The following is an 18,353-nucleotide window of genomic DNA, read 5'->3' on the forward strand; positions in this document are numbered from 1 at the left end:
TCAGTTGGCGTTACACACCCAACCGTCAGAAAAATTGGCGACGCCGATGACGCTGCGGTTCAGTTCGGCAATCGTGTCATTGGCTTCCGAATGGCGCGAGAAGTGTTTCAGGCCATCGGTGGTTTCAATTGAAGTGATGATGTCGTGCGAGGACAGCAGCAATTCAAAACTGCGCGATCCGTCTGCATTGATCACCATTTTTTCCCGCGCGCCATAGGCTGGCAAATCGGAGTCGCTCGCAGTCAGCAGGGAGAGGGCGACCTTGCTGGCGACCGGCGCTGGCAATTGCGTCTGCAGGCGGCAGAGTGGAATGCGTGTGTCTGCGTCGGCGTCGACGGGGACTGTTCGCGCATCCAGCATCATCGTTCCGTCCGCATCCACGATGTCATACACATAGGCCGACCCGCTGGGCGCGGCTGTATCCACGATCCGGAGGATGGGATCAGAGGCGGTGTTGAACGTCACATCTGCCCGGTCCGTGATCAGTTCGGCCCGGTCGATATCGCATTGCAGCTGGGCCTGCTCGGCCTCATCCGCGAGCGCGAGGGCCGCGCCGGCCACTTTCGGGCGGCAGCTTTCCGGTTGTTCTTCGATGGCGTGAGCGCCGCCGGCGAGGAAAAGGACGCCGAGCGCAATCAGGCTGGTGCGAGTCATCCCTTCTCCTTTCCCCTCTTGATCGACAGGACGCCAGTCCGGCTGACCTCGACCAGGCCGAGCGGGCGCATGAGGTCGACAAATTGCGTGATCTTTTCGGACGCGCCGGTCAGTTCGAAAATGAAGCTCTCATTGGTCGTGTCTATCACATTTGCGCGGAAAATCTGAGAGATGCGCAGGGCCTCAACGCGCGACTCGCCCTTGCCGGCGACTTTCACCAGCGCCAGTTCGCGCTCGATGCCGCGCTTGGATTTGGTGATGTCGATCACCTGTTCCACCGGCACGATGCGCAGCAGCTGGGCCTCGATCTGTTCGAGGATGTGCGGCGTGCCCTGGGTGACGATGGTGATGCGCGAGCGGCGTTCATTCACGTCGACTTCGGCCACGGTGAGGCTGTCGATATTGTAGCCCCGGCCGGAGAACAAGCCGACCACACGCGCCAGTACGCCCGGCTCGTTGTCGACCATGACAGCGAGGGTGCGGCGCTCGACCGCTTCATCCTCATGGGACAGGAAATAGGCCGATTTCGGATTGCCGGCGGGGGGCGTACCTGATGATCCGTCGCTCATGCCTGTGTCTCCGTTGGATTAACCCTGGCCATGCCGCCTTCTACAGGCAGACAGCCGCGCTGTGAAAGGTGTTTTGGCGTCTGCCGCATGACCCGTCCTGTTCCCATTGCCACCATACCCATGTCCGAAATCAGACCAGGCCCTTGCCGGCCTCACCGATCTCGTCGCCCCTGATCTCGCCGAGGATCATCTCATTGTGCGCCGAGCCCGACGGGATCATCGGCAGACAATTCTCGGCCTTTTCAACACGGCAATCGAACAGGACCGGGCCGGGATGGTCAATCATTTCGCGGATCTTGTCGTCCAGCTCGGCCGGATTGTCGCAACGGATGCCATGACCGCCCATCGCTTCGGCAAGTTTCACGAAGTCGGGCAGGCTGTCTGAATAGGAGTGCGAATAGCGCTCGCCATGCAGCAATTCCTGCCACTGGCGGACCATGCCCATCCATTCATTGTTCAGGATGAAGACCTTGACGGGCAGCTTGTGCTGCACGGCGGTCGAAAGTTCCTGCGTCATCATCTGGATCGAGGCTTCGCCGGCGATATCGATGACGAGCGCGTCGGGATGGGCTGCCTGCACGCCCACGGCGGCCGGCAGGCCATAACCCATCGTGCCGAGGCCGCCGGAGGTCATCCAATGGTTCGGCTCGTCAAAATGGTAATATTGTGCGGCCCACATCTGGTGCTGACCGACTTCGGTCGTGATGTAGGTCTCCCGGTCGCGCGTCAGCTCATACAGGCGCTCGACGGCGTGCTGGGGTTTGATGATCGTTTCCGAATTTGTGTAGGTGAAGCATTTCCGGGCGCGCCAGATGTCGATCTCCTGCCGCCAGGGCTTGAGGTCCGGCTTCTTTGCCTTGCGGGCCTTGAACCCCTTCAGGAGAGCGGCAAGCGCTTCGGCGCAATCGGCAATCACCGGAATGTCGACACGAACGATCTTGTTCACCGACGAAGGGTCGATATCGATATGGACCTTCTTGGAGTTCGGCGAGAAGGCATCAATGCGGCCCGTCACACGGTCGTCAAAGCGCGCGCCGACGCATATCATCAGATCGCAATCATGCATCGCATTATTGGCTTCGAAACTGCCATGCATGCCGACCATGCCCAGCCAGTCGGGATGGGAGGCCGGGAAGGCGCCGAGCCCCATCAGGGTGGACGTTACCGGATAGCCGGTGGCTTCCTGAAGCTCGCGCAGAAGGCGGGAGGCTTCCGGCCCGGAATTGATGACCCCGCCGCCCGTATAGAAGACCGGCCGGCGCGCATGCATCATCAGGTCGAGGGTTGCACTGATCGCGTCCGGGTGAGGCTTGGTATTCGGGTGATAGGTCGGTTTGTGGATGCCGTCCTTGCCGACATAGGTGCCGGTGGCGAACTGGATGTCCTTAGGTATGTCCACCACGACCGGGCCGGGGCGTCCGGATCTCGCGATCAGGAAGGCCTCATGCAGCGTGCGCGCCAGCTGGTTCACATCCGTGACGAGGTAATTGTGCTTGGCGCAGGTGCGCGTGATGCCGGTCGTGTCGCACTCCTGGAATGCGTCGGTGCCGATCAGATGCGTCGGGACCTGTCCGGTCAGGACGACCATCGGGATGGAGTCCATCATCGCATCGGCGATCGGGGTGACCATGTTGGTCGCTCCGGGGCCGGAGGTGACGAGGCAGACGCCGGGCTGTCCGGTCGTGCGCGCATAGCCTTCGGCGGCGTGGCCGGCGCCCTGTTCGTGACGCACCAGGATGTGACGGATGCCATCGGAATTGTAGAGGGCGTCATAGATCGGCAGGACCGCCCCGCCCGGATACCCGAACATGACTTCCACGCCCTGTTCCTTGAGCGCCGTGATGACAATTTCGGCGCCGGTCATGGTCAAGGTTGCAGCGGCGGGCTTGGTCTTGGCTTGGGTTGTCATGGGGGAGGTCTCTGATCGGGCTGTGTCTGGACTGTATCGGAAAAGAAAAAGGGCTCCAATGGAGCCCCTCTTTGTGCGCGCACCCGCAACTGGCTAAATCAAAGCCAGTTACGGATGCTTAATAACGAGTACTACGTATTTGCGCACGGTGCGTTTCCTCCAACGTCAAGATCAGGAATAATCTGCCTCAACCGGCCTGTCAATCTCCCTGTACAAGGCAAGAATAACCCTGAGTCGGTCTTCTGGGGCAGGTGAAGGAATGCGCGGCCAGAAGGGAAACTGGCGACCAATCCACGTAAATTGCCGCTTTGCGTAGCGTCTTGTGTCTCGTTTTGCGTTTTCTGCGGCAAATTCTGCCGTGATCTCTCCACGTGCGAAAGCTGCCAGCCAGGGCATTCCATGTGCTTTCATTGCAGGAAGTTCCGGGTCCAGGTCGCGTTTTATGAGCAGGCGTGCCTCTTCCATGGCACCCTGCATCAGCATGCCCTCAAAGCGCCGGTCGATCTTCTGGTAGAGTTTGGCGCGCGGCGGGGTAAGGGCGAAGCCGATCCATTCATTCTCTTGCAGGACCGGGGGCTGGCGATCCTTCTGGAAATCGGTCAGGGGCTTGCCGGTGGCGAGATAGACTTCATAGGCGCGCGCGAGGCGCTGGCGGTCGCCGGTGCCGAGGCGGTCGGAGGTTTCGGGGTCGACCGGGGCGAGCCGGGCCCGCAGGCCCTCGGCGCCTTCGGCATCGGCTATGGCGCGGACATCTGCGCGGACATCTTCCGGGACGGGCGGAATGTTGGACAGGCCCTGAATCATGGCGAGCAGGTAGAGCCCTGTGCCGCCAACCAGGATGGCGCGCTTGCCCCGCAGTTCGAGGCGGCGAATGGTCGCGCGGACGTCCTCCAGCCACTGGCCGGTGGAATAGCGTTCGGCGGCGTCGACATGGCCGAAGAGATGGTGCTTCACGCCGCCCATTTCCTCCTCGGTGGGCCGGGCCGAAATCACCTGCAGGTCGCGGTAGACCTGCATGGAGTCGGCATTGATCACTTCCCCTCCCAGACGGCGCGCCACCTCAATGGCCAGGGCAGTCTTGCCGCTGGCGGTGGGTCCGTGAATGAGAATTGCCGGTATCATCCATATAGAGGTAGGGGCTTGTCAGCGGCGAGGAAACCCGTGAAGAGGCGGGAATGATTGAGAAAGCAGTAAATTCCATGATCCTCGTCGCCGCCGCCAATGCTCCTGAAGACAATATTGCCTCCCGCCTCGGCATGATCCTCGGAGATCTCGGCCTCACGCAGGCCCTGCCGCCGATGACCCGGTTGGGGCAGATTGGCGATGTCAGCGCGGTGGAGATCGCCCTCGCGCCGATGGATGCCGATTTCCAGCATGCGGCCCTGTCTGCGCTGGAAGAGGAGGAAATGGACGTGGCCCTGGTCCCGGCGGGAAACCGCCGCAAGCGTCTGCTGATCTCCGATATGGATTCCACCATTATCGGACAGGAATGCCTCGATGAACTCGCCGACTTTGCGGGTCTCAAGGCGGAGGTCTCGGCGATCACCGAACGCGCCATGCGGGGCGAGCTTGATTTCGAAGGCGCGCTGACTACGCGGGTGGCCATGCTGAAGGGGCTCGACCTGAAAGCTCTGCAGGACGCCTATGACGCCCGCATCTCGCTCAATACCGGCGCCAAGACACTGGTCGAGACGATGAAGGCGCAGGGTGCGATGACCGTGCTGGTTTCCGGCGGGTTCACCTTCTTCACGGGCCGGGTGGCCGACGAGGCCGGGTTCGCCGCCCACCGGGGCAATACACTGATTGATGATGGCGCGGCGCTGACCGGAGAGGTGGGTATGCCGATCCTCGGACGGGAGGCGAAACTGTCGGCGCTGGACGAGTTCTCAGCGGAAGCGGGCCTCAGCCGGGCAGATTCCATTGCGCTGGGCGACGGGGCAAATGACCTCGCCATGATCCAGGCGGCCGGCCTCGGCATTGCCTACAAGGCCAAGCCCATCGTGGCGACCGAAGCGCATGCCGCGATCAACCACACGGACTTGCACACAGCCCTGTTCTTCCAAGGCTATCACGCGGACGAGTTTGTTACCGGGTAATCCGACGGATCAGGAATTGGTCAGGTCGATCGAGATGAACTGATCGAACCAGCCAGCCTCGCCGCGGCGTTTGACGCGGAGCAGGAGCGGTTGACGCGGCGTGGTCATCGCTGTCTCGACCTTGTTGATCGTATCGGTGACCGTGGCGACGCGTTCGAAATTCACTTCCACGAGCACATCGCCGCGTTGCAGCTTTCCGAAGGAGCGGCCGCGCGCGGAGACCGTGGTGACCACCACGCCATCGACATCCTTGGGGATGCCATAGCGGCGGCGGATATCGTCATCGAGACTGGTCAGTTCCGCGCCGAGGTCGTTTGAGCTGGCGGGCGCATCCAGCGCAGCATTGGCGGCCGGCGTATCATCCTCGTCTTCCAGTTCGCCGAGCGTGACATTGACGGTGCGGCCCTTGCCATCACGCACCAGGGCCACAGGCACGGTCCGGCCGATGGGCGTGTCCGAGATGAGGCGGGTGAGTTCCCGCACGCTGGTGACGGTCTGGCCGTCGAAGCGGAGCACGAGATCACCGACTTCCATGTCGGATTTCGCCGCCGGGCCGTCATCGGAAATCCGCGTGATGATCACGCCGCCCTTGCCGGTTGCCTTGTAGGCCCGGACGAGGGCTTCATCCGCGTCCTGCACATTGACGCCCAGCCAGGCGCGGCGCACGCGGCCATCCTTGATGAGCTGGTCGGAGATGCGCTTGACGAGATTGGCCGGCACGGAGAAGCCGATGCCGACCGAGCCGCCGGTCGGGGAAATGATGGCCGTGTTCACGCCAACCACTTCGCCGCCGAGATTGAACAGGGGGCCGCCGGAATTGCCGCGGTTGATGGCGGCGTCGGTCTGGATGAAATCATCCGAGCGCCCGGCGTTCAGGTCGCGGTTGCGGGCCGAAATGATGCCTGCGGAAACAGAGCCGCCAAAGCCGAACGGGTTGCCGATGGCGATGACCCAGTCACCGACTTCCGCCTTGTCGCTGTCGGCGAGGTCCACATAGGGCAGGGCGGTCGAGGATTTCACCTTGAGCACGGCGAGATCGGTATCGCGGTCACGGCCGATCAGTTCGGCCTTCAGCACGCGGCCATTCGAGAAATTGACGTCGATCTCGTCAGCGTTCTCGATGACATGATTGTTGGTAATGATGATGCCGTCGGCGGAAATCACGAAGCCTGATCCGAGCGACCCTTCGCGGCGGAAGCCGTCTTCGTCACGCCCGAAGAATTCATTGAAACGCTCCATCGGCGAGCCTTCCGGGAAGGTCGGCATGCCGTCCGGCGCGATGGTCTGCGAGGTCGAGATGTTAACCACGGCCGGCATCAGGCGCTTGGACAATTCACGGAAGCTTTGCGGCTGGATCTTCTGATCGATTCCATCGACCGCCCTCGACAGGCTCGGCTGAGCATGCGCGGGCAGAACGGCGGTTGCCGCACTCATCAGGATCAAGGCAGCAAGGGCCGGAATACGCATAGGCCGCTGAGCCTCCTTTCGAAGCACAATATACACTAATGTCTGTAAACTATGGCGCTTTGCAGGCGTCTTGCAACAGCTTCAACAGAACCGAACTGCAATGACGATGAATATTGCGCCGATTGCGGCGGACCCGATCCCGGCCAGCGCGATTTCGCGGCCCGGCATGCGCGCCAGATACTCGGCCATACGCCGCATGAATTCGGGGGCGACCGCATAGATCGCCCCCTCAATGAATAGCCACATGCCGATCCCGATAAGGATCAGTTGAATGGACATGCCAGCCCCGTCCTAGCGAGAGCCGCCATTGGCGCGGGCACGATTGATGAACTCATCGCAGAGCCCCAGCGAATCCGGCGCCACGACAATGCGTGTGCCTTCCTGGATGGAGTTTTCGCAAGCGATCAGCGCGCGCTGGAACCGGAAGAATTCGACGTCCTTGTTGTAGGCACTGGCGTAGATTTCGGTGGACCGGGCGTCGCCCTCACCGCGGATCACTTCGGACTGTTCACGGGCCTGGGCCTCGAGCACGGTCTTTTCCCGTTCCGCCTGGGCGCGGATCAGTCGGGCACGCTCCTCGCCTTCGGCACGGATGCGCTCGGCTTCCTGCTTACGGGCTGTCTGCATCCGGCTGTAGACGCCATCTGCCACTTCGCGTGGCAGGTCGGCCTGGCGAATGCGGACGTCGATGATGGAAATCCCGGCATCTGCCAGTTCATTGGCAACCTTCTCGCGGATGTTTTCCATCAGTTCGGACCGCTGGCCTGAAATGATCTCAGGCACTGGCACATCGCCCATGACTTCCCGAATGGACGCCTTCGTCACATCATTCAGCTGGTTGGCAGCGCCCGGAATGGTCCGGAGGCTCTGATAGAATTGCAACGGATCGCTGATGCGCCAGCGAACGAATGCATCGACGGCGAGGCGCCGCTGATCGGAGGCCAGGACCTGGATGTTCTCGATATCAAGTCCGAGGTTCTTCCGGTCGAGCTTTTCAACCGTCTGAATGACCGGGATCTTGAAATACAGCCCGGCTTCATCCGTGCCCGGTGCGTTGATCACGGCGCGCGGTTCACCGACCTGCAGGATCAGGGCCTGTTCGTCCTGGCGAACGACGTAGAAGGAATTGAGGATTGCGACCAATACGATCGCGACGATGGCAAGGGCAAACCAGCTCAGATTACGCATCAGTTCTGTCCTTCGCGGTTTGAAGACTGCACCCGGTCAAGCGGCAGATAGGGCACCGCGCCGGAATTGCTGTCGAGAATGGTCTTGTCGGTCCGCTCAAGCACCCGTTCCATGGTTTCGAGATACATGCGTTCCCGCGTGACGCGCGGCGCCTTGCGGTACTCCTCATAGATCTGCTCGAAGCGGGACGCTTCACCCTGGGCGTCGGCGACGATCTGGTCACGATAGCCTTCAGCTTCCTGAAGCAGGCGCTGGGCCGTACCCCGTGCCTGTGGCACGATCTGGTTGGCGTATTGGGTGGCGCGGTTGATGTTGGTCTCGGCGTCCTGTTCGGCCACGTTCACATCATTGAAGGCCTCGATGACCTGCTGGGGCGGGTCGGCCTTGTCGATCTGGATACTCACGATCTGGATACCGGCGCGATAATCGTTCAGCAGGGTCTGGACCTGATTGGCGACTTCCGTCTGGACCACGTCCCGTTCGGTCGTGATCACGCTCTGGAGCCGCGTCTTGCCGACGACTTCCCGCATGACCGATTCCGCGACCATTTCCACGGCGATGTCGGGCTGCTTGACGTTCAGGATGTAGTCCTGAGGGGCGTCCGGCTTCACACGCCAGAAGACGGAGAACTGGATGTCGACGATGTTTTCGTCTTCGGTCAGCATCAGGCTTTCATCCATGGTCTGGCCGATCTGGGTCTTCCGGCGGGCTTCGACCTCGACCAGCTCATGCTCCTCGAACGGGGCAGGCAGGTGGAAGTGAAGGCCGGGACCGAAATTGGTCTGCCATTTGCCGAAACGGAAGACGGAGGCCTGCTGGCCCGGATCCACCATCACGACGCTGGTAGAGAGCCAGGCGAGGAGCGCGATCCCGGCAATGACGAGGAAACCGAGCGGACCGAAATTGGTCCCGCCCCCGCCTCCACCGCCGCCGCGACGACGGCCACCGCCGCCACCGCGCTGCCGGAAACGTTCCTGCATGCGCCGCATCTGGTCTTCGAGGTCATTGCCCCCACCGCTGCCTGAGCCGCCGGGGCGATTCCATGGGGAGCCGCTATCCTTGCCGCCCCCATTATCATTTCCGCCCTCGCCGCCCCACGGGCCGCTGGATTTAGTCTTGTCATCCCAGGGCATGAGCCCTCCCTGTATTACTGTGCATGGGTTCTATATAGGCGCTTTGGTGATATGTGCATGCCTGTTTGCAGGCATCAAGAGCAGTGGAGTCGCACAGTTTGTTCGGATCGAAGGATAAATCACGCCGGAAACTCGAGGAAAAGATCGCGGAAACGCTCGGACGGCCCGATTGGCTCGAATCGGTTTCGGTCGGGGAAGACGGTCGCGCGGTGCTCGTGATCCAGGCTGATCCAGCTGCGCCGGAAGACGCCGAAGCGCGCCGGATTGAGGCGGAAGGCAAGGTCGAACTGATCTCCGGGGTGAAGTCCGTGAGCAGCGTACTGACAGCAGAACGCGCGAGCCAGGCCCCGGCGAAAGAGGTTCACCTGTCCCATGCGCCGGCGTCAAAGCGCGTGCGCAAGGGCGCCCGCCTGTCTGATGAAGCGATGCAGCAGGGCAATGTCCCTGGCAGCACGCCCAAATCCTCGATTCCGGGCATCTCGCGCATTCTCGTCGTGGCCAGTGCCAAGGGCGGGGTCGGCAAGTCCACCGTTGCGGTCAATCTTGCTGCTGCGATGGCAAAGGCCGGCATGAAGGTCGGTCTGATGGATGCCGACATCTATGGCCCGTCCATTCCGACCATGCTGGGCACAGTGTCGGCAGAGCCGGTGACGTCCCCGGAGAGCGGCAAGCTGCAACCTGTCGAAGCCTTCGGCATGAAGACGCTGTCGATCGGATATTTGTCGGACCCGGACGCGCCGATGATCTGGCGAGGCCCGATCGTCATGTCGGCGATCACGCAAATGCTGAATGATGCCGAATGGGGCACGTCGGCAGAGCCCCTCGACGTGCTGATCATCGACACGCCGCCGGGAACAGGTGACGCCCAGCTGACGATTGCCCAGCGCGTGCCGGTGACGGCGGCGCTGATCGTGACGACCCCGCAGGAAGTCGCGCTGGCGGATGTGCGCCGCGGCGCGGCGATGTTTGCGAAAACGGAAGTGCCGGTCCTCGGCATTGTCGAGACAATGAGCTGGTTCGAAGATCCGGCGGGCAATCGCCATTACCTGATGGGGCAGGGCGGGGGCACCGCCACGGCGAATGCCCTTGGCCTGCCATTGCTGGCGGAGCTGCCTATGTTGCAGGCGATCCGTGAAGGCGGCGATTCAGGCAAGCCGGCGGCGTTGTCAGATAAAACGACGGGCCAGCTCTTTCATGAACTGGCCCGCCGCGTTGCGATGGGGCTGGATACGCTCGAATCGAAGCCTGCGCCCGAGATTGTGTTCGAGGACTAGGCCGGACCCAATCTGGCGGCCGCATCCGTGCGCCGTCAAATCTGTGCCAGCCCCCCGTCGACGAAGATTTCGCCACCTGTCATGTAGGAACTGTCATCGGAGGCGAGGAAGGCGGCGACGGCCGCTGTTTCGGAGGGGTGTCCCAGACGGCCGAGCGGGCTGGCCGCCCCGATCTGTGTCATCACGTCGGCCCCGATATCCCGCATGACGGTCTCGGTCTCGGTGCCGCCGGGAACCAGGATATTCACGCGAATGCCTGTGCCGCGCAGATCCTGCGCCCAGCTGCGTGCGAAATTGCGGACAGCCGCCTTTGATGCGCTGTAGACGCTGAAGGCCGGCGTGCCCATGACACCCGTGGTCGATCCGGTGAGAATGATGGAGCTGCCCGTTTTCAACAGGGGCAGGGCTTTCTGCACGGTGAACAGGGTGCCTTTGACATTCACGCCAAAGGTCCGGTCGAATTGTTCCGGCAGGATTTCGCCCAAGGGCGCCACATCTCCAAGGCCTGCATTGGCGAACAGGATGTCGAGGTGGCCCTGTTCTGATCTGACCCGCTCATAGAGCCGATCCAGATCATCCAGGCTGGTGACGTCTCCCTGTACGGCGCGTACATTCGGTCCCAATTCTGCAACGGCCGCGTCCAGAACGTCCTGTCTACGCCCGAATATGTAGACCTCGGCCCCTTCGGCCACGAAGCGTTTGGCAGTCGCCAGCCCGATGCCGGACCCGCCCCCTGTGATGACCGCGATTTTTCCTTCAAGCTTTTTCATTTCCGATCTCCTTTCCTTGTGGAGACGGCTAGCTGGGAGGGTGCTTACTTTTGGACAAGTATGCACTATTTGGTAAGTATCAAAAAAGCCTGGGAGGATTGGACGGTGAAACCCTTCATTTGTGGACTGGATGCTGCACTCCGCGTGATTGGCGGAAAATGGAAGCCATTGATCCTCTTTTTCCTTGCAAAGGGTCCCCTCCGGTATGGGGAGTTAAAGCGGTCGATTGAGGGTGTGAGCGACAAGATGCTGATCCAGCAACTCAAGGAGCTTGAGCTGCATGGCATCGTGAAGCGGACCGATTACGGGGAAGTCCCGCCCCGCGTCGACTATTCCCTGACATGCCTGGGAGAGAGCCTCAGCCAGACTTTCATGCCCCTGTGCGATTGGGGGGAGGCGCACCGCGAGCAAATTGCGGGGGCCTTGTCTGTCCAAGGCCAGGCCCCCGCCAAATGATCGCCCGTATCAGGCGTTGAAATTCAGTTTCAGGCCGGGCTCCGGCCAGCGGCATTTGGCCAGCTGTCCCGTGCTCGACAGGGTGACATAGGCGTCCTGCATATCGTCGCCACCAAAGGCGATATTGGTGACGATCAGGTCCGGGAAGGCGGTATGATGGAAGTCTCCGCCGGGCGTGATGGTCGTGATACCGCCATTGAGGATGGTCGCGACGCAGACATTGCCGGCCGCCGTCATGGCGAGGCTGTCAAAATATTGCAGGCCCGGCATGGTGGCGACGACCCGTCCGCCATTGAAGGGGGAGACGGGTTTGATGACGCCCGGGCTTTCCAGGTCGAAGGCCCACATCCGGCCGGTCATGGTGTCGGCCATGTAGACCGTCTGCTCGTCCGGGGAGAGGCCAACGCCGTTCGGGCTGGAATAGTGGAAGTCCAGTTCCTTGGCTTCGCTGGCGCCATTGGCGAGGAAGAACAAGCCGCCGAAATCTCGGTGACGGGAATAGGTCTTGCCATGATCGGTGAAATAGAGATTGCCGGCCTTGTCGAAGACGAGATCGTTCGGGCCTTTCAGGGGATGGCCTTCGACCGTATCCAACACGCGCTCCACCTTGCCCGTGGAGAGGTCGATGCGTTCGATACGTCCGCCATCATAATCGTCCGGGCAGTTACCGGGGATCAGCAGCCCGTCCATGTCGGTGTAGAGGAAGCCGCCATTGTTGCAGACCCAGAGCGCGCCGTCCGGTCCGATGGCGAGGCCGTTGGGGCCGCCGCCGGGCGTCGCGATCACTTCGGTCTTGCCGTCGCCCCAGCAGCGCGTGATGCATTTCTTCTCGATCTCGACGACGATGATGCTGCCGTCGGCCATGACGACAGGGCCCTCGGGAAAGCGGAGTCCGCTTGTGATGATCTCGAATTCCATGTGGCTGTTTCCTCCTCGCCATTTTGGCAGGAGGTTAGGCGGCGATCCCGAGCGGGACAACAAGTGCCCTAGGGGGAAGTAAACGCGCCGACCCGATCCAGCTGGCGGATGGTAAAGGCGAAATCATTGCCCTCGCCGGCCTCGAACCGTTCCGCGCCGGTTTCCGCCCATTGGCTTGTGTCGAGGTCAGGAAAGTGGGCATCACCTTCCGGCTCTGCATCGACCTCGGTCAGGTAGATGCGATCCGCCAGGGGCAGGGCCAGATTGTATATAGCTTCCCCGCCAATGACGAAAACCTTGTCGGCGCCGGTCCGGGCGGCCACGGCGCGGGCGGAATTGGTGGCGGCCGCAAAGCTGGAATAGACGCGCGCACCTTCGGCATTGTAGGCCCAGTCGCGCGTCATCACGATATTCTCGCGGCCCTTCAGAGGGCGCACCGGCAGGCTTTCCCAGGTCTTGCGGCCCATGATGATCGGACAGCCCAAGGTCGCCTTCTTGAAGAAAGCGAGGTCGCTTTTCAGGCGCCAGGGAAGGTCTCCCCCGGTGCCGATCACATTATTGCGGGCCCGAGCGGCAATCAGGCAAAGTTTTACATGTGCCGACATACTGATCGGTTCCAATCTACTTGTACCATATTTTGCGGCTGGCCCTTGTGACCTTTCGCATCTGCAGGAATACATGCAGAGCCGAGTTCGTAGGGTGAATGCAACCTTCTTTCTTCAGTTTTCACAAGCTGAAAAACAGTTCCGCGGGGGAATATTTTGATGAAAACGTTTGTAGCGATTCTCACCAATGGAAACCCGGATCATATCGCATTGGCACTTCCTGCCATTCTGTTGTCGTTCTTGGCAATTTGGCTGCTTCGGGGGCGGGGATGGGCACTGATTTATGTCGCCCTGATTCCTTTCCTGAACTGGTCGTTCGGCGTTATCCCGGAATTCCAGATTGTTGCCCCGACGGGCACAGGTTTGACCGCGCAGGGCGTTTCCCTCCACCCGATGACCATGGTGACCGGAATGGTGTTCGTCATCCGGGATTTTGTGCAGCGCGAAATGGGCCACCGGGTGCTGCTCGTGATGGCCATGGCGATCGCCTGGTCGTTCTATTATGCATGGCCCGTGATCGCCCTCGCCAGCGGCATTGCCTTCGCGATTTCCGAGGGGGTCGACTGGTTGATGTTTACCTTCACCAAATATCGGCTCTCGACCCGGATTCTGCTTTCCAGTGCGCTGGCCGCGCCGGTTGATACGACGGTGTTCCTGTATGGCGCAGACCTCGCCAAACAGATGGAGCTGGGGATGGACCCCGGCAATTCGCTGCATGTCTGGAACTGGATCGTGTTCGTGATTGGCAAGATGGTCGGAGCGGTGATCGTCTCTGCGGTGATCCGGCGCCGGGAAAATCTGGGCCTGGTCGATCCGGCGGCGGCCTGACTGTACTATCCGGGAATATCCATATTGCTGATGTCACAGAAGTCTGCATATTTGCGCAAATATGCAAATAAGGAGTCGATTATGGCGGACGGCAAGAAAGACTATGGCGCGATAACGGGCGCGATCAGCGAGGGGATCTCCGGCCTGCGGGGCACCGGCGCGAAAGACACGCTGACCCAGTTCAACGCGATGGCCAAGACGGCCCTGGCGGATGGCGCGCTCGACACGAAGACCAAGGAGCTGATTGCCCTTGCCATTGGCGTGGCCAAGCAGTGTGACGGGTGCATCGGGTTTCACACCAAGGCACTGAAGCGTCTCGGCGCGACGGATGAGGAAGTCGCCGAAGCGCTGGGCATGACGGTCTATATGGGCGGTGGCCCGAGCCTCATGTATGCAGGCGACGCCTGGACGGCCTGGCAGAGCCTTGAAGAGGCCTAGACGGCCACCGGCGCCTTGATGTGAGCGTGCGGCTCGTAGCCTTCGACGGTGAAGTCTGAATACTCCCAGCCGAACAGGTCAGTCTTGTCGGGGTTCAGGATCATGCGGGGCAGGGCGCGCGGCTCACGGGTCAGCTGGAGCCGGGTCTGTTCCATATGGTTCAGGTAGAGGTGCGCATCGCCGAATGTGTGGACGAACTCACCGGCTTCCAGCCCCGTCGCACGCGCCATCATCAGGGTGAGCAGTGCATAGGATGCGATGTTGAACGGTACGCCGAGGAAGACATCGGCCGAACGCTGATAGAGCTGGCAGTTCAGCTTGCCGTCCATGACATTGAACTGGAACAGGCAGTGGCAGGGCGGCAGGGCCATCTCGTTCACATCGGCCGGATTCCAGGCGGACACGATCAGGCGGCGGGAATTGGGATTGGTGCGGATTTCGTCCAGCACCCACTGGATCTGGTCGATCACCCGGCCATCCGGCGCGGCCCAGCTGCGCCACTGCTTGCCATAGACGGGGCCGAGATCACCATTCTCGTCGGCCCATTCATCCCAGATCGAAACGCCGTTTTCCTTGAGATAGGCGATGTTCGTGTCGCCTTTCAGGAACCAGAGCAGTTCGATGATGATCGAGCGCAGATGCAGTTTCTTGGTGGTCACCATCGGAAAGCCATCGGCGAGGTCGAAGCGCATCTGGCGACCAAACACGGCGCGCGTGCCCGTACCAGTCCGGTCGGCACGTTCATGCCCATTGTCCAGAATGTCCTGCAGGAGATTGAGATATTGCTGCATGTCGGCCTCGGTGGGGAATCGGTTTTGTCGGGGAAGGATATCACGAAAAGGCCTCGCGCGGGCAAGGCCCGGCAGTCGCTTTGACCGGCATGAGCCGGGCTCCATCAGGGTAAACGACCCCTTTCGGCAATCCGCCGATTTTCAGGGTGTATCTGAAGTCAGGGGAAATCACTCTGAGCGAAAATCCAGGCTTGTGAAATGGTGCTGGCGATCAGGGGCGCGCGGGATGGGTATACGATCTGCAAACATGCAAGTGCAGCAGATTGCCCGCGATGTACGCGGCAACCTGACTGTGCTCACCGCGTTCATTCTGGCCTCCATGGTGGCGCTGGTTGGGCTCGCGGTCGACCTTGAATTCATCTTCCGCCAACAGGCCCGGGTACAGTACGCAATGGACTCCGCCGTCTTGGCCGGCGCGCTGTCGCGACAGGCTGGTGCAACGGATGAGGCGGTGATCGCGGACATTCGCGAATACATGAACCCGCTGATCGATACGGCCGGAGGCGGCTTGTCCTGTACGCCGGTCACCGTGACCTTCTCCGAGGACAGCGAAGATATTCTCGGCAAGATGCGGTGCACCCAGCCCACCTTCATTTCCAACATCTTCGGAAATGACGAAATGAGCTTCAACGTCTCATCCACTTCGACCTTCTCGGTCGGCAAGATCGATGTGTCCTTCGTGTTCGACGTTTCCGGCTCCATGAACAGCAACAACAGGCTGACCCTGCTGAAAGAGGCTGCGATCATCGCCTTTGACGAATTGCTGCCGGACGATCAGGTGCTGGATGGCACGGTGCGGCTGGGAATCGTGACCTACAACAATGCCGTCAATGCGGGGGCGTATTTCAATGACGTGACACGCAGTGTCACCATTCCCGCCGATACGTCCAACAGCAATGGGCTGAGCAATTACAATTCCTACAACAGTGCCCGGATGTATGATCAGGCCACGGGCAAGCGCTTCATGTACTATCAGGATGGCACCTGTACCGAGTCCGATCCTGACGATTGCAATCGATATGGTGACTATGACTGGGACGTCGCCCGATGGTTCTGGGACGACTCGTCTGCCACGGACACCTGCGTCTATGAGCGCACGGGGAGTTATGCCGCTAGTGATGCCGCACCCGGCAACTTTGCCTGGATCGGTGCCGGCAATCCGCGCTGGAATTTCTATGATAGCGACTACGACAAATATTACGGTGAGAACGAGATCGAGAATGGCGGTGCCAACAGTTCGACCGGTGCGCTGGATTTCTACTATGCCGGATGCCGGGCAACCGGGCCGGTGCCTCTGACCGAGAACAAGGCTGCACTGACCGCGCATGTAAACAGCATGACGGCCAATGGCGGCACAGCCGGGCATCTAGGTGTTGCCTGGGGCTGGTACCTGCTGTCGCCAAACTGGCAGGACATCTGGCCCGAGACGGCGAAGCCCTGGGCCTATGACGAGATCAACGTTACCAAGGCGGTCATCCTGATGACGGATGGCGATTTCAATGCGAACCATCCGACCGCCAGCAAGAATTCCTTCCGGCAGGCGATGGATCTCTGTGATGCAATGAAAGCGGAGCCGTCCAACGTCCAGATTTATACGGTGGGCTTCCAGGTGCCCTCCTATGTCCAGAAGACATCGGACGGGCGGACCATCATGGAATACTGCGCGACCAGCCCGGCTTATGCATTCGACGCGTCGAACGGCGACGAGTTGAAGGAAGTCTATCGCGAGATTGCCCAGTCGATTTCCGATCTGCGCATCAAGAGCTAGGATTCCGCGACCGCCGTGCCGTCATCAATGCGCACGGTTTGCGCCCGGTCTCCGAAGGCCTCGAACAGGAAGGCTTCCGTACCGGTCAGCCAGGCCTGACCCCCAAGCGCGGTCAGCTCATCGAACAGGGCGGCTCTCCGGTCCGCATCAAGATGCGCGGCGGCCTCGTCCAGCAAGAGCAGGGGGGAGGGGCCATCGCCGCCCGCGCGCAGGGCGGCTGCAGAGGCGAGGATCAGGCCGATCAGCAAGGCTTTCTGCTGGCCCGTGGAGGCGTCCTTGGCAGGCGCGCCCGTTGGGCGGTGGATAACGGTCAGGTCGGAGCGGTGTGGCCCGTCAATGGTCCGCCCGGCGGCAATATCGCGTCGGCGCGTCGTGCGGAACGTGTCTGTCAGGGCTTCAAAGATCGTCTTGAAATCCTCGCCGCGAATGGCGGCCTGCTCGGCCTTGCCGTCGAGGGCAAGGTCAGCCTTCGGGAAATAGCCTTCGGGGCGCGCATCAATGGCGGCTTGCAGGGCTTCCAGCACATGCGCGCGATTGATGGCCATTTCCGCGCCTGACTCCGCCATGCGGGCCTCGATCGCATCGGCCCAGGCCGGATCGACATGCCCGCGTTCGAGCAGGGCGTTGCGCTCTCGCATGGCCTTTTCATAGCGGCTGGCGGCCGTGCCGTGGGTTGGCATGTGCGCCATCACCTGCCGGTCGAAGAAGCGGCGCCGATCAGACGTGCTGCCCCGGAACACGCCATCCATGGCAGGCGTCAGCCAGACAATACGCACCAGGTCTGCGAGATCGGACGCCGTCGCCGTCGCGCCATCGATCCGCACTGTGCGCTTGGCGTTCGGGCCAGCGTCGAGGCCCACGCCGATGCGCTGCTCGTTCGCCAGTGCAGCGGAGACGGCCCAGCCACCGGGCGCGTCCTTCCGGGTCATCTCCGGCAGGGTCGCCGAGCGCAGGCCACGACCGGGGCCGAGCTGGCTGACGGCTTCGAGCAAATTGGTCTTGCCTGCCCCATTTGACCCGTACAGACAGACATGCCGGCCATCGAGCGGCAGGCTGAGGGACGCATAATTGCGAAAGTCAGTCAGGGTCAGGCGGGTAAGGGCGGTCATTCGGGCTGTATGGAGCGGCCAGAGGTCAGGAGTCGAGCCCGTGCCCGCCTTCGGGCCGGGTCTCCGCGATCCGTTCCATGCCGGCAATCAATGGGCGGCCCTTGCCGATCGCTTCCTGCACGCTGGGCATGGACAGGCTGGCGGCATGGCTTTCCTTGCTGTCCCATACTTCCGTGATCCAGATCACATTGGCATCGGCCGGGTCACTGGCCACAACATAGCTGAGACAGCCTGGCATGCCCGACACGCCGTCCAGCAGAATGCGGATCAGGGCGTCCCGGTTACCGTCTGTTGCGGTGAATTTGCCAATCAGACCGTACATGCTGCTTGTCTCCTTGCCAAACTGGATACCACATGCTGCCAGGCTCGTCGCCGCGGCC

20 protein-coding genes are annotated in these 18,353 nt (G+C 61.4%); 6 read left to right on the top strand and 14 right to left on the bottom strand.

The genetic code is table 11. The annotated features are described in order from the left end of the window. The 4 genes from V7660_RS02730 to miaA form a co-directional block, all read right to left on the bottom strand. The gene (locus V7660_RS02730; RefSeq protein WP_335601592.1) at positions 1 to 654 is read right to left on the bottom strand and encodes a hypothetical protein; all 654 of its coding nucleotides are present in this window, start codon (positions 652 to 654) and stop codon (positions 1 to 3) included. Then, entirely contained in the window at positions 651 to 1,223 is a 573-nt protein-coding gene (gene ilvN, locus V7660_RS02735; protein ID WP_335601593.1) for an acetolactate synthase small subunit, read from the bottom strand. Before ilvN ends, V7660_RS02730 begins: the two co-directional genes overlap by 4 nt. 130 nt (positions 1,224 to 1,353) lie before the next feature. After that, a complete protein-coding gene (locus V7660_RS02740) occupies positions 1,354 to 3,132 on the bottom strand; it encodes an acetolactate synthase 3 large subunit (RefSeq protein WP_335601594.1) in 1,779 nt (592 codons plus the stop codon). 171 nt (positions 3,133 to 3,303) lie between these two features. Further along, positions 3,304 to 4,254, bottom strand: coding sequence for a tRNA (adenosine(37)-N6)-dimethylallyltransferase MiaA (miaA, locus tag V7660_RS02745; protein ID WP_335601595.1), 951 nt, complete (start codon positions 4,252 to 4,254; stop codon positions 3,304 to 3,306). A gap of 53 nt (positions 4,255 to 4,307) precedes the next feature. Between miaA and serB the strand changes: the two genes are divergently transcribed. Further along, the gene (serB, locus tag V7660_RS02750) at positions 4,308 to 5,228 is read left to right on the top strand and encodes a phosphoserine phosphatase SerB (RefSeq protein ID WP_335601596.1); all 921 of its coding nucleotides are present in this window, start codon (positions 4,308 to 4,310) and stop codon (positions 5,226 to 5,228) included. Between the two features lie 9 nt (positions 5,229 to 5,237). On the opposite strand, the gene V7660_RS02755 is transcribed toward serB, so the two are convergent. The 4 genes from V7660_RS02755 to hflK form a co-directional block, all read right to left on the bottom strand. Next, positions 5,238 to 6,695 carry a Do family serine endopeptidase gene (locus tag V7660_RS02755; RefSeq protein ID WP_335601597.1) on the bottom strand — a complete coding sequence of 486 codons (1,458 nt, stop codon included), beginning with the start codon at positions 6,693 to 6,695 and terminating at the stop codon, positions 5,238 to 5,240. A gap of 81 nt (positions 6,696 to 6,776) precedes the next feature. Further along, the gene (locus tag V7660_RS02760; RefSeq protein WP_206991315.1) at positions 6,777 to 6,974 is read right to left on the bottom strand and encodes a DUF2065 domain-containing protein; all 198 of its coding nucleotides are present in this window, start codon (positions 6,972 to 6,974) and stop codon (positions 6,777 to 6,779) included. Positions 6,975 to 6,986: 12 nt separating this feature from the next. Continuing rightward, positions 6,987 to 7,883, bottom strand: coding sequence for a protease modulator HflC (gene hflC, locus V7660_RS02765; RefSeq protein ID WP_335601598.1), 897 nt, complete (start codon positions 7,881 to 7,883; stop codon positions 6,987 to 6,989). Beyond that, on the bottom strand, positions 7,883 to 9,016 hold the full coding sequence (hflK, locus tag V7660_RS02770; protein ID WP_335601599.1) for an FtsH protease activity modulator HflK: 1,134 nt from the start codon (positions 9,014 to 9,016) through the stop codon (positions 7,883 to 7,885). Before hflK ends, hflC begins: the two co-directional genes overlap by 1 nt. 98 nt (positions 9,017 to 9,114) lie before the next feature. On the opposite strand from hflK, the gene V7660_RS02775 reads away from it, so the two are divergent. Then, positions 9,115 to 10,290, top strand: a complete 1,176-nt coding sequence (locus V7660_RS02775; protein WP_335601600.1) for an Mrp/NBP35 family ATP-binding protein — start codon at positions 9,115 to 9,117, stop codon at positions 10,288 to 10,290. Between the two features lie 35 nt (positions 10,291 to 10,325). On the opposite strand, the gene V7660_RS02780 is transcribed toward V7660_RS02775, so the two are convergent. Then, complete coding sequence (locus V7660_RS02780; RefSeq protein WP_335601601.1) at positions 10,326 to 11,060, bottom strand: SDR family NAD(P)-dependent oxidoreductase; 735 nt, start codon at positions 11,058 to 11,060, stop codon at positions 10,326 to 10,328. A gap of 60 nt (positions 11,061 to 11,120) precedes the next feature. Between V7660_RS02780 and V7660_RS02785 the strand changes: the two genes are divergently transcribed. After that, positions 11,121 to 11,516 carry a winged helix-turn-helix transcriptional regulator gene (locus V7660_RS02785; protein ID WP_442910009.1) on the top strand — a complete coding sequence of 132 codons (396 nt, stop codon included), beginning with the start codon at positions 11,121 to 11,123 and terminating at the stop codon, positions 11,514 to 11,516. Positions 11,517 to 11,525: 9 nt separating this feature from the next. Here V7660_RS02785 and V7660_RS02790 read toward each other — a convergent pair whose 3' ends face one another. Both V7660_RS02790 and V7660_RS02795 read right to left on the bottom strand, forming a co-directional pair. Further along, positions 11,526 to 12,434 carry an SMP-30/gluconolactonase/LRE family protein gene (locus V7660_RS02790; RefSeq protein ID WP_335601603.1) on the bottom strand — a complete coding sequence of 303 codons (909 nt, stop codon included), beginning with the start codon at positions 12,432 to 12,434 and terminating at the stop codon, positions 11,526 to 11,528. A gap of 68 nt (positions 12,435 to 12,502) precedes the next feature. Beyond that, a complete protein-coding gene (locus V7660_RS02795) occupies positions 12,503 to 13,039 on the bottom strand; it encodes a dihydrofolate reductase (protein WP_335601604.1) in 537 nt (178 codons plus the stop codon). A gap of 159 nt (positions 13,040 to 13,198) precedes the next feature. Here V7660_RS02795 and V7660_RS02800 point away from each other — a divergent pair, with 159 nt between their 5' ends. Together V7660_RS02800 and V7660_RS02805 are read left to right on the top strand one after the other, a co-directional pair. After that, positions 13,199 to 13,867: a hypothetical protein gene (locus V7660_RS02800; RefSeq protein ID WP_335601605.1), complete on the top strand. Its 669-nt coding sequence runs from the start codon at positions 13,199 to 13,201 to the stop codon at positions 13,865 to 13,867. 81 nt (positions 13,868 to 13,948) lie between these two features. After that, positions 13,949 to 14,305, top strand: a complete 357-nt coding sequence (locus V7660_RS02805) for a carboxymuconolactone decarboxylase family protein (RefSeq protein WP_335601606.1) — start codon at positions 13,949 to 13,951, stop codon at positions 14,303 to 14,305. On the opposite strand, the gene V7660_RS02810 is transcribed toward V7660_RS02805, so the two are convergent. Then, complete coding sequence (locus tag V7660_RS02810) at positions 14,302 to 15,096, bottom strand: thymidylate synthase (protein ID WP_335601607.1); 795 nt, start codon at positions 15,094 to 15,096, stop codon at positions 14,302 to 14,304. The genes V7660_RS02805 and V7660_RS02810 overlap by 4 nt on opposite strands. 226 nt (positions 15,097 to 15,322) lie before the next feature. Between V7660_RS02810 and V7660_RS02815 the strand changes: the two genes are divergently transcribed. After that, a complete protein-coding gene (locus V7660_RS02815; protein ID WP_335601608.1) occupies positions 15,323 to 16,864 on the top strand; it encodes a TadE/TadG family type IV pilus assembly protein in 1,542 nt (513 codons plus the stop codon). Here the strand turns inward: V7660_RS02815 and recF are convergent. Both recF and V7660_RS02825 read right to left on the bottom strand, forming a co-directional pair. After that, positions 16,861 to 17,973 (bottom strand): DNA replication/repair protein RecF, encoded by a 1,113-nt coding sequence (gene recF, locus V7660_RS02820; protein WP_335601609.1) that lies wholly within the window; start codon positions 17,971 to 17,973, stop codon positions 16,861 to 16,863. The genes V7660_RS02815 and recF overlap by 4 nt on opposite strands. Before the next feature lie 25 nt (positions 17,974 to 17,998). Further along, the gene (locus V7660_RS02825) at positions 17,999 to 18,295 is read right to left on the bottom strand and encodes a putative quinol monooxygenase (RefSeq protein WP_335601610.1); all 297 of its coding nucleotides are present in this window, start codon (positions 18,293 to 18,295) and stop codon (positions 17,999 to 18,001) included. Positions 18,296 to 18,353: the final 58 nt, after the last annotated feature.

The sequence above is a fragment of the Hyphomonas sp. genome (assembly GCF_036964145.1).
GTDB lineage: Bacteria > Pseudomonadota > Alphaproteobacteria > Caulobacterales > Hyphomonadaceae > Hyphomonas.

Bases quoted from the DNA above. Each gene is read 5' to 3' on its own strand.
- hflC (WP_335601598.1), bottom strand. From the start codon at position 7,883: ATGCGTAATCTGAGCTGGTTTGCCCTTGCCATCGTCGCGATCGTATTG.
- V7660_RS02815 (WP_335601608.1), top strand. From the start codon at position 15,323: ATGGGTATACGATCTGCAAACATGCAAGTGCAGCAGATTGCCCGCGAT.
- V7660_RS02740 (WP_335601594.1), bottom strand. From the start codon at position 3,132: ATGACAACCCAAGCCAAGACCAAGCCCGCCGCTGCAACCTTGACCATG.
- hflK (WP_335601599.1), bottom strand. From the start codon at position 9,016: ATGCCCTGGGATGACAAGACTAAATCCAGCGGCCCGTGGGGCGGCGAG.
- V7660_RS02795 (WP_335601604.1), bottom strand. From the start codon at position 13,039: ATGTCGGCACATGTAAAACTTTGCCTGATTGCCGCTCGGGCCCGCAAT.
- miaA (WP_335601595.1), bottom strand. From the start codon at position 4,254: ATGATACCGGCAATTCTCATTCACGGACCCACCGCCAGCGGCAAGACT.
- V7660_RS02790 (WP_335601603.1), bottom strand. From the start codon at position 12,434: ATGGAATTCGAGATCATCACAAGCGGACTCCGCTTTCCCGAGGGCCCT.
- V7660_RS02825 (WP_335601610.1), bottom strand. From the start codon at position 18,295: ATGTACGGTCTGATTGGCAAATTCACCGCAACAGACGGTAACCGGGAC.
- V7660_RS02810 (WP_335601607.1), bottom strand. From the start codon at position 15,096: ATGCAGCAATATCTCAATCTCCTGCAGGACATTCTGGACAATGGGCAT.
- ilvN (WP_335601593.1), bottom strand. From the start codon at position 1,223: ATGAGCGACGGATCATCAGGTACGCCCCCCGCCGGCAATCCGAAATCG.
- serB (WP_335601596.1), top strand. From the start codon at position 4,308: ATGATTGAGAAAGCAGTAAATTCCATGATCCTCGTCGCCGCCGCCAAT.
- V7660_RS02755 (WP_335601597.1), bottom strand. From the start codon at position 6,695: ATGCGTATTCCGGCCCTTGCTGCCTTGATCCTGATGAGTGCGGCAACC.
- V7660_RS02805 (WP_335601606.1), top strand. From the start codon at position 13,949: ATGGCGGACGGCAAGAAAGACTATGGCGCGATAACGGGCGCGATCAGC.
- V7660_RS02780 (WP_335601601.1), bottom strand. From the start codon at position 11,060: ATGAAAAAGCTTGAAGGAAAAATCGCGGTCATCACAGGGGGCGGGTCC.
- V7660_RS02800 (WP_335601605.1), top strand. From the start codon at position 13,199: ATGAAAACGTTTGTAGCGATTCTCACCAATGGAAACCCGGATCATATC.
- recF (WP_335601609.1), bottom strand. From the start codon at position 17,973: ATGACCGCCCTTACCCGCCTGACCCTGACTGACTTTCGCAATTATGCG.
- V7660_RS02730 (WP_335601592.1), bottom strand. From the start codon at position 654: ATGACTCGCACCAGCCTGATTGCGCTCGGCGTCCTTTTCCTCGCCGGC.
- V7660_RS02785 (WP_442910009.1), top strand. From the start codon at position 11,121: ATGCACTATTTGGTAAGTATCAAAAAAGCCTGGGAGGATTGGACGGTG.
- V7660_RS02760 (WP_206991315.1), bottom strand. From the start codon at position 6,974: ATGTCCATTCAACTGATCCTTATCGGGATCGGCATGTGGCTATTCATT.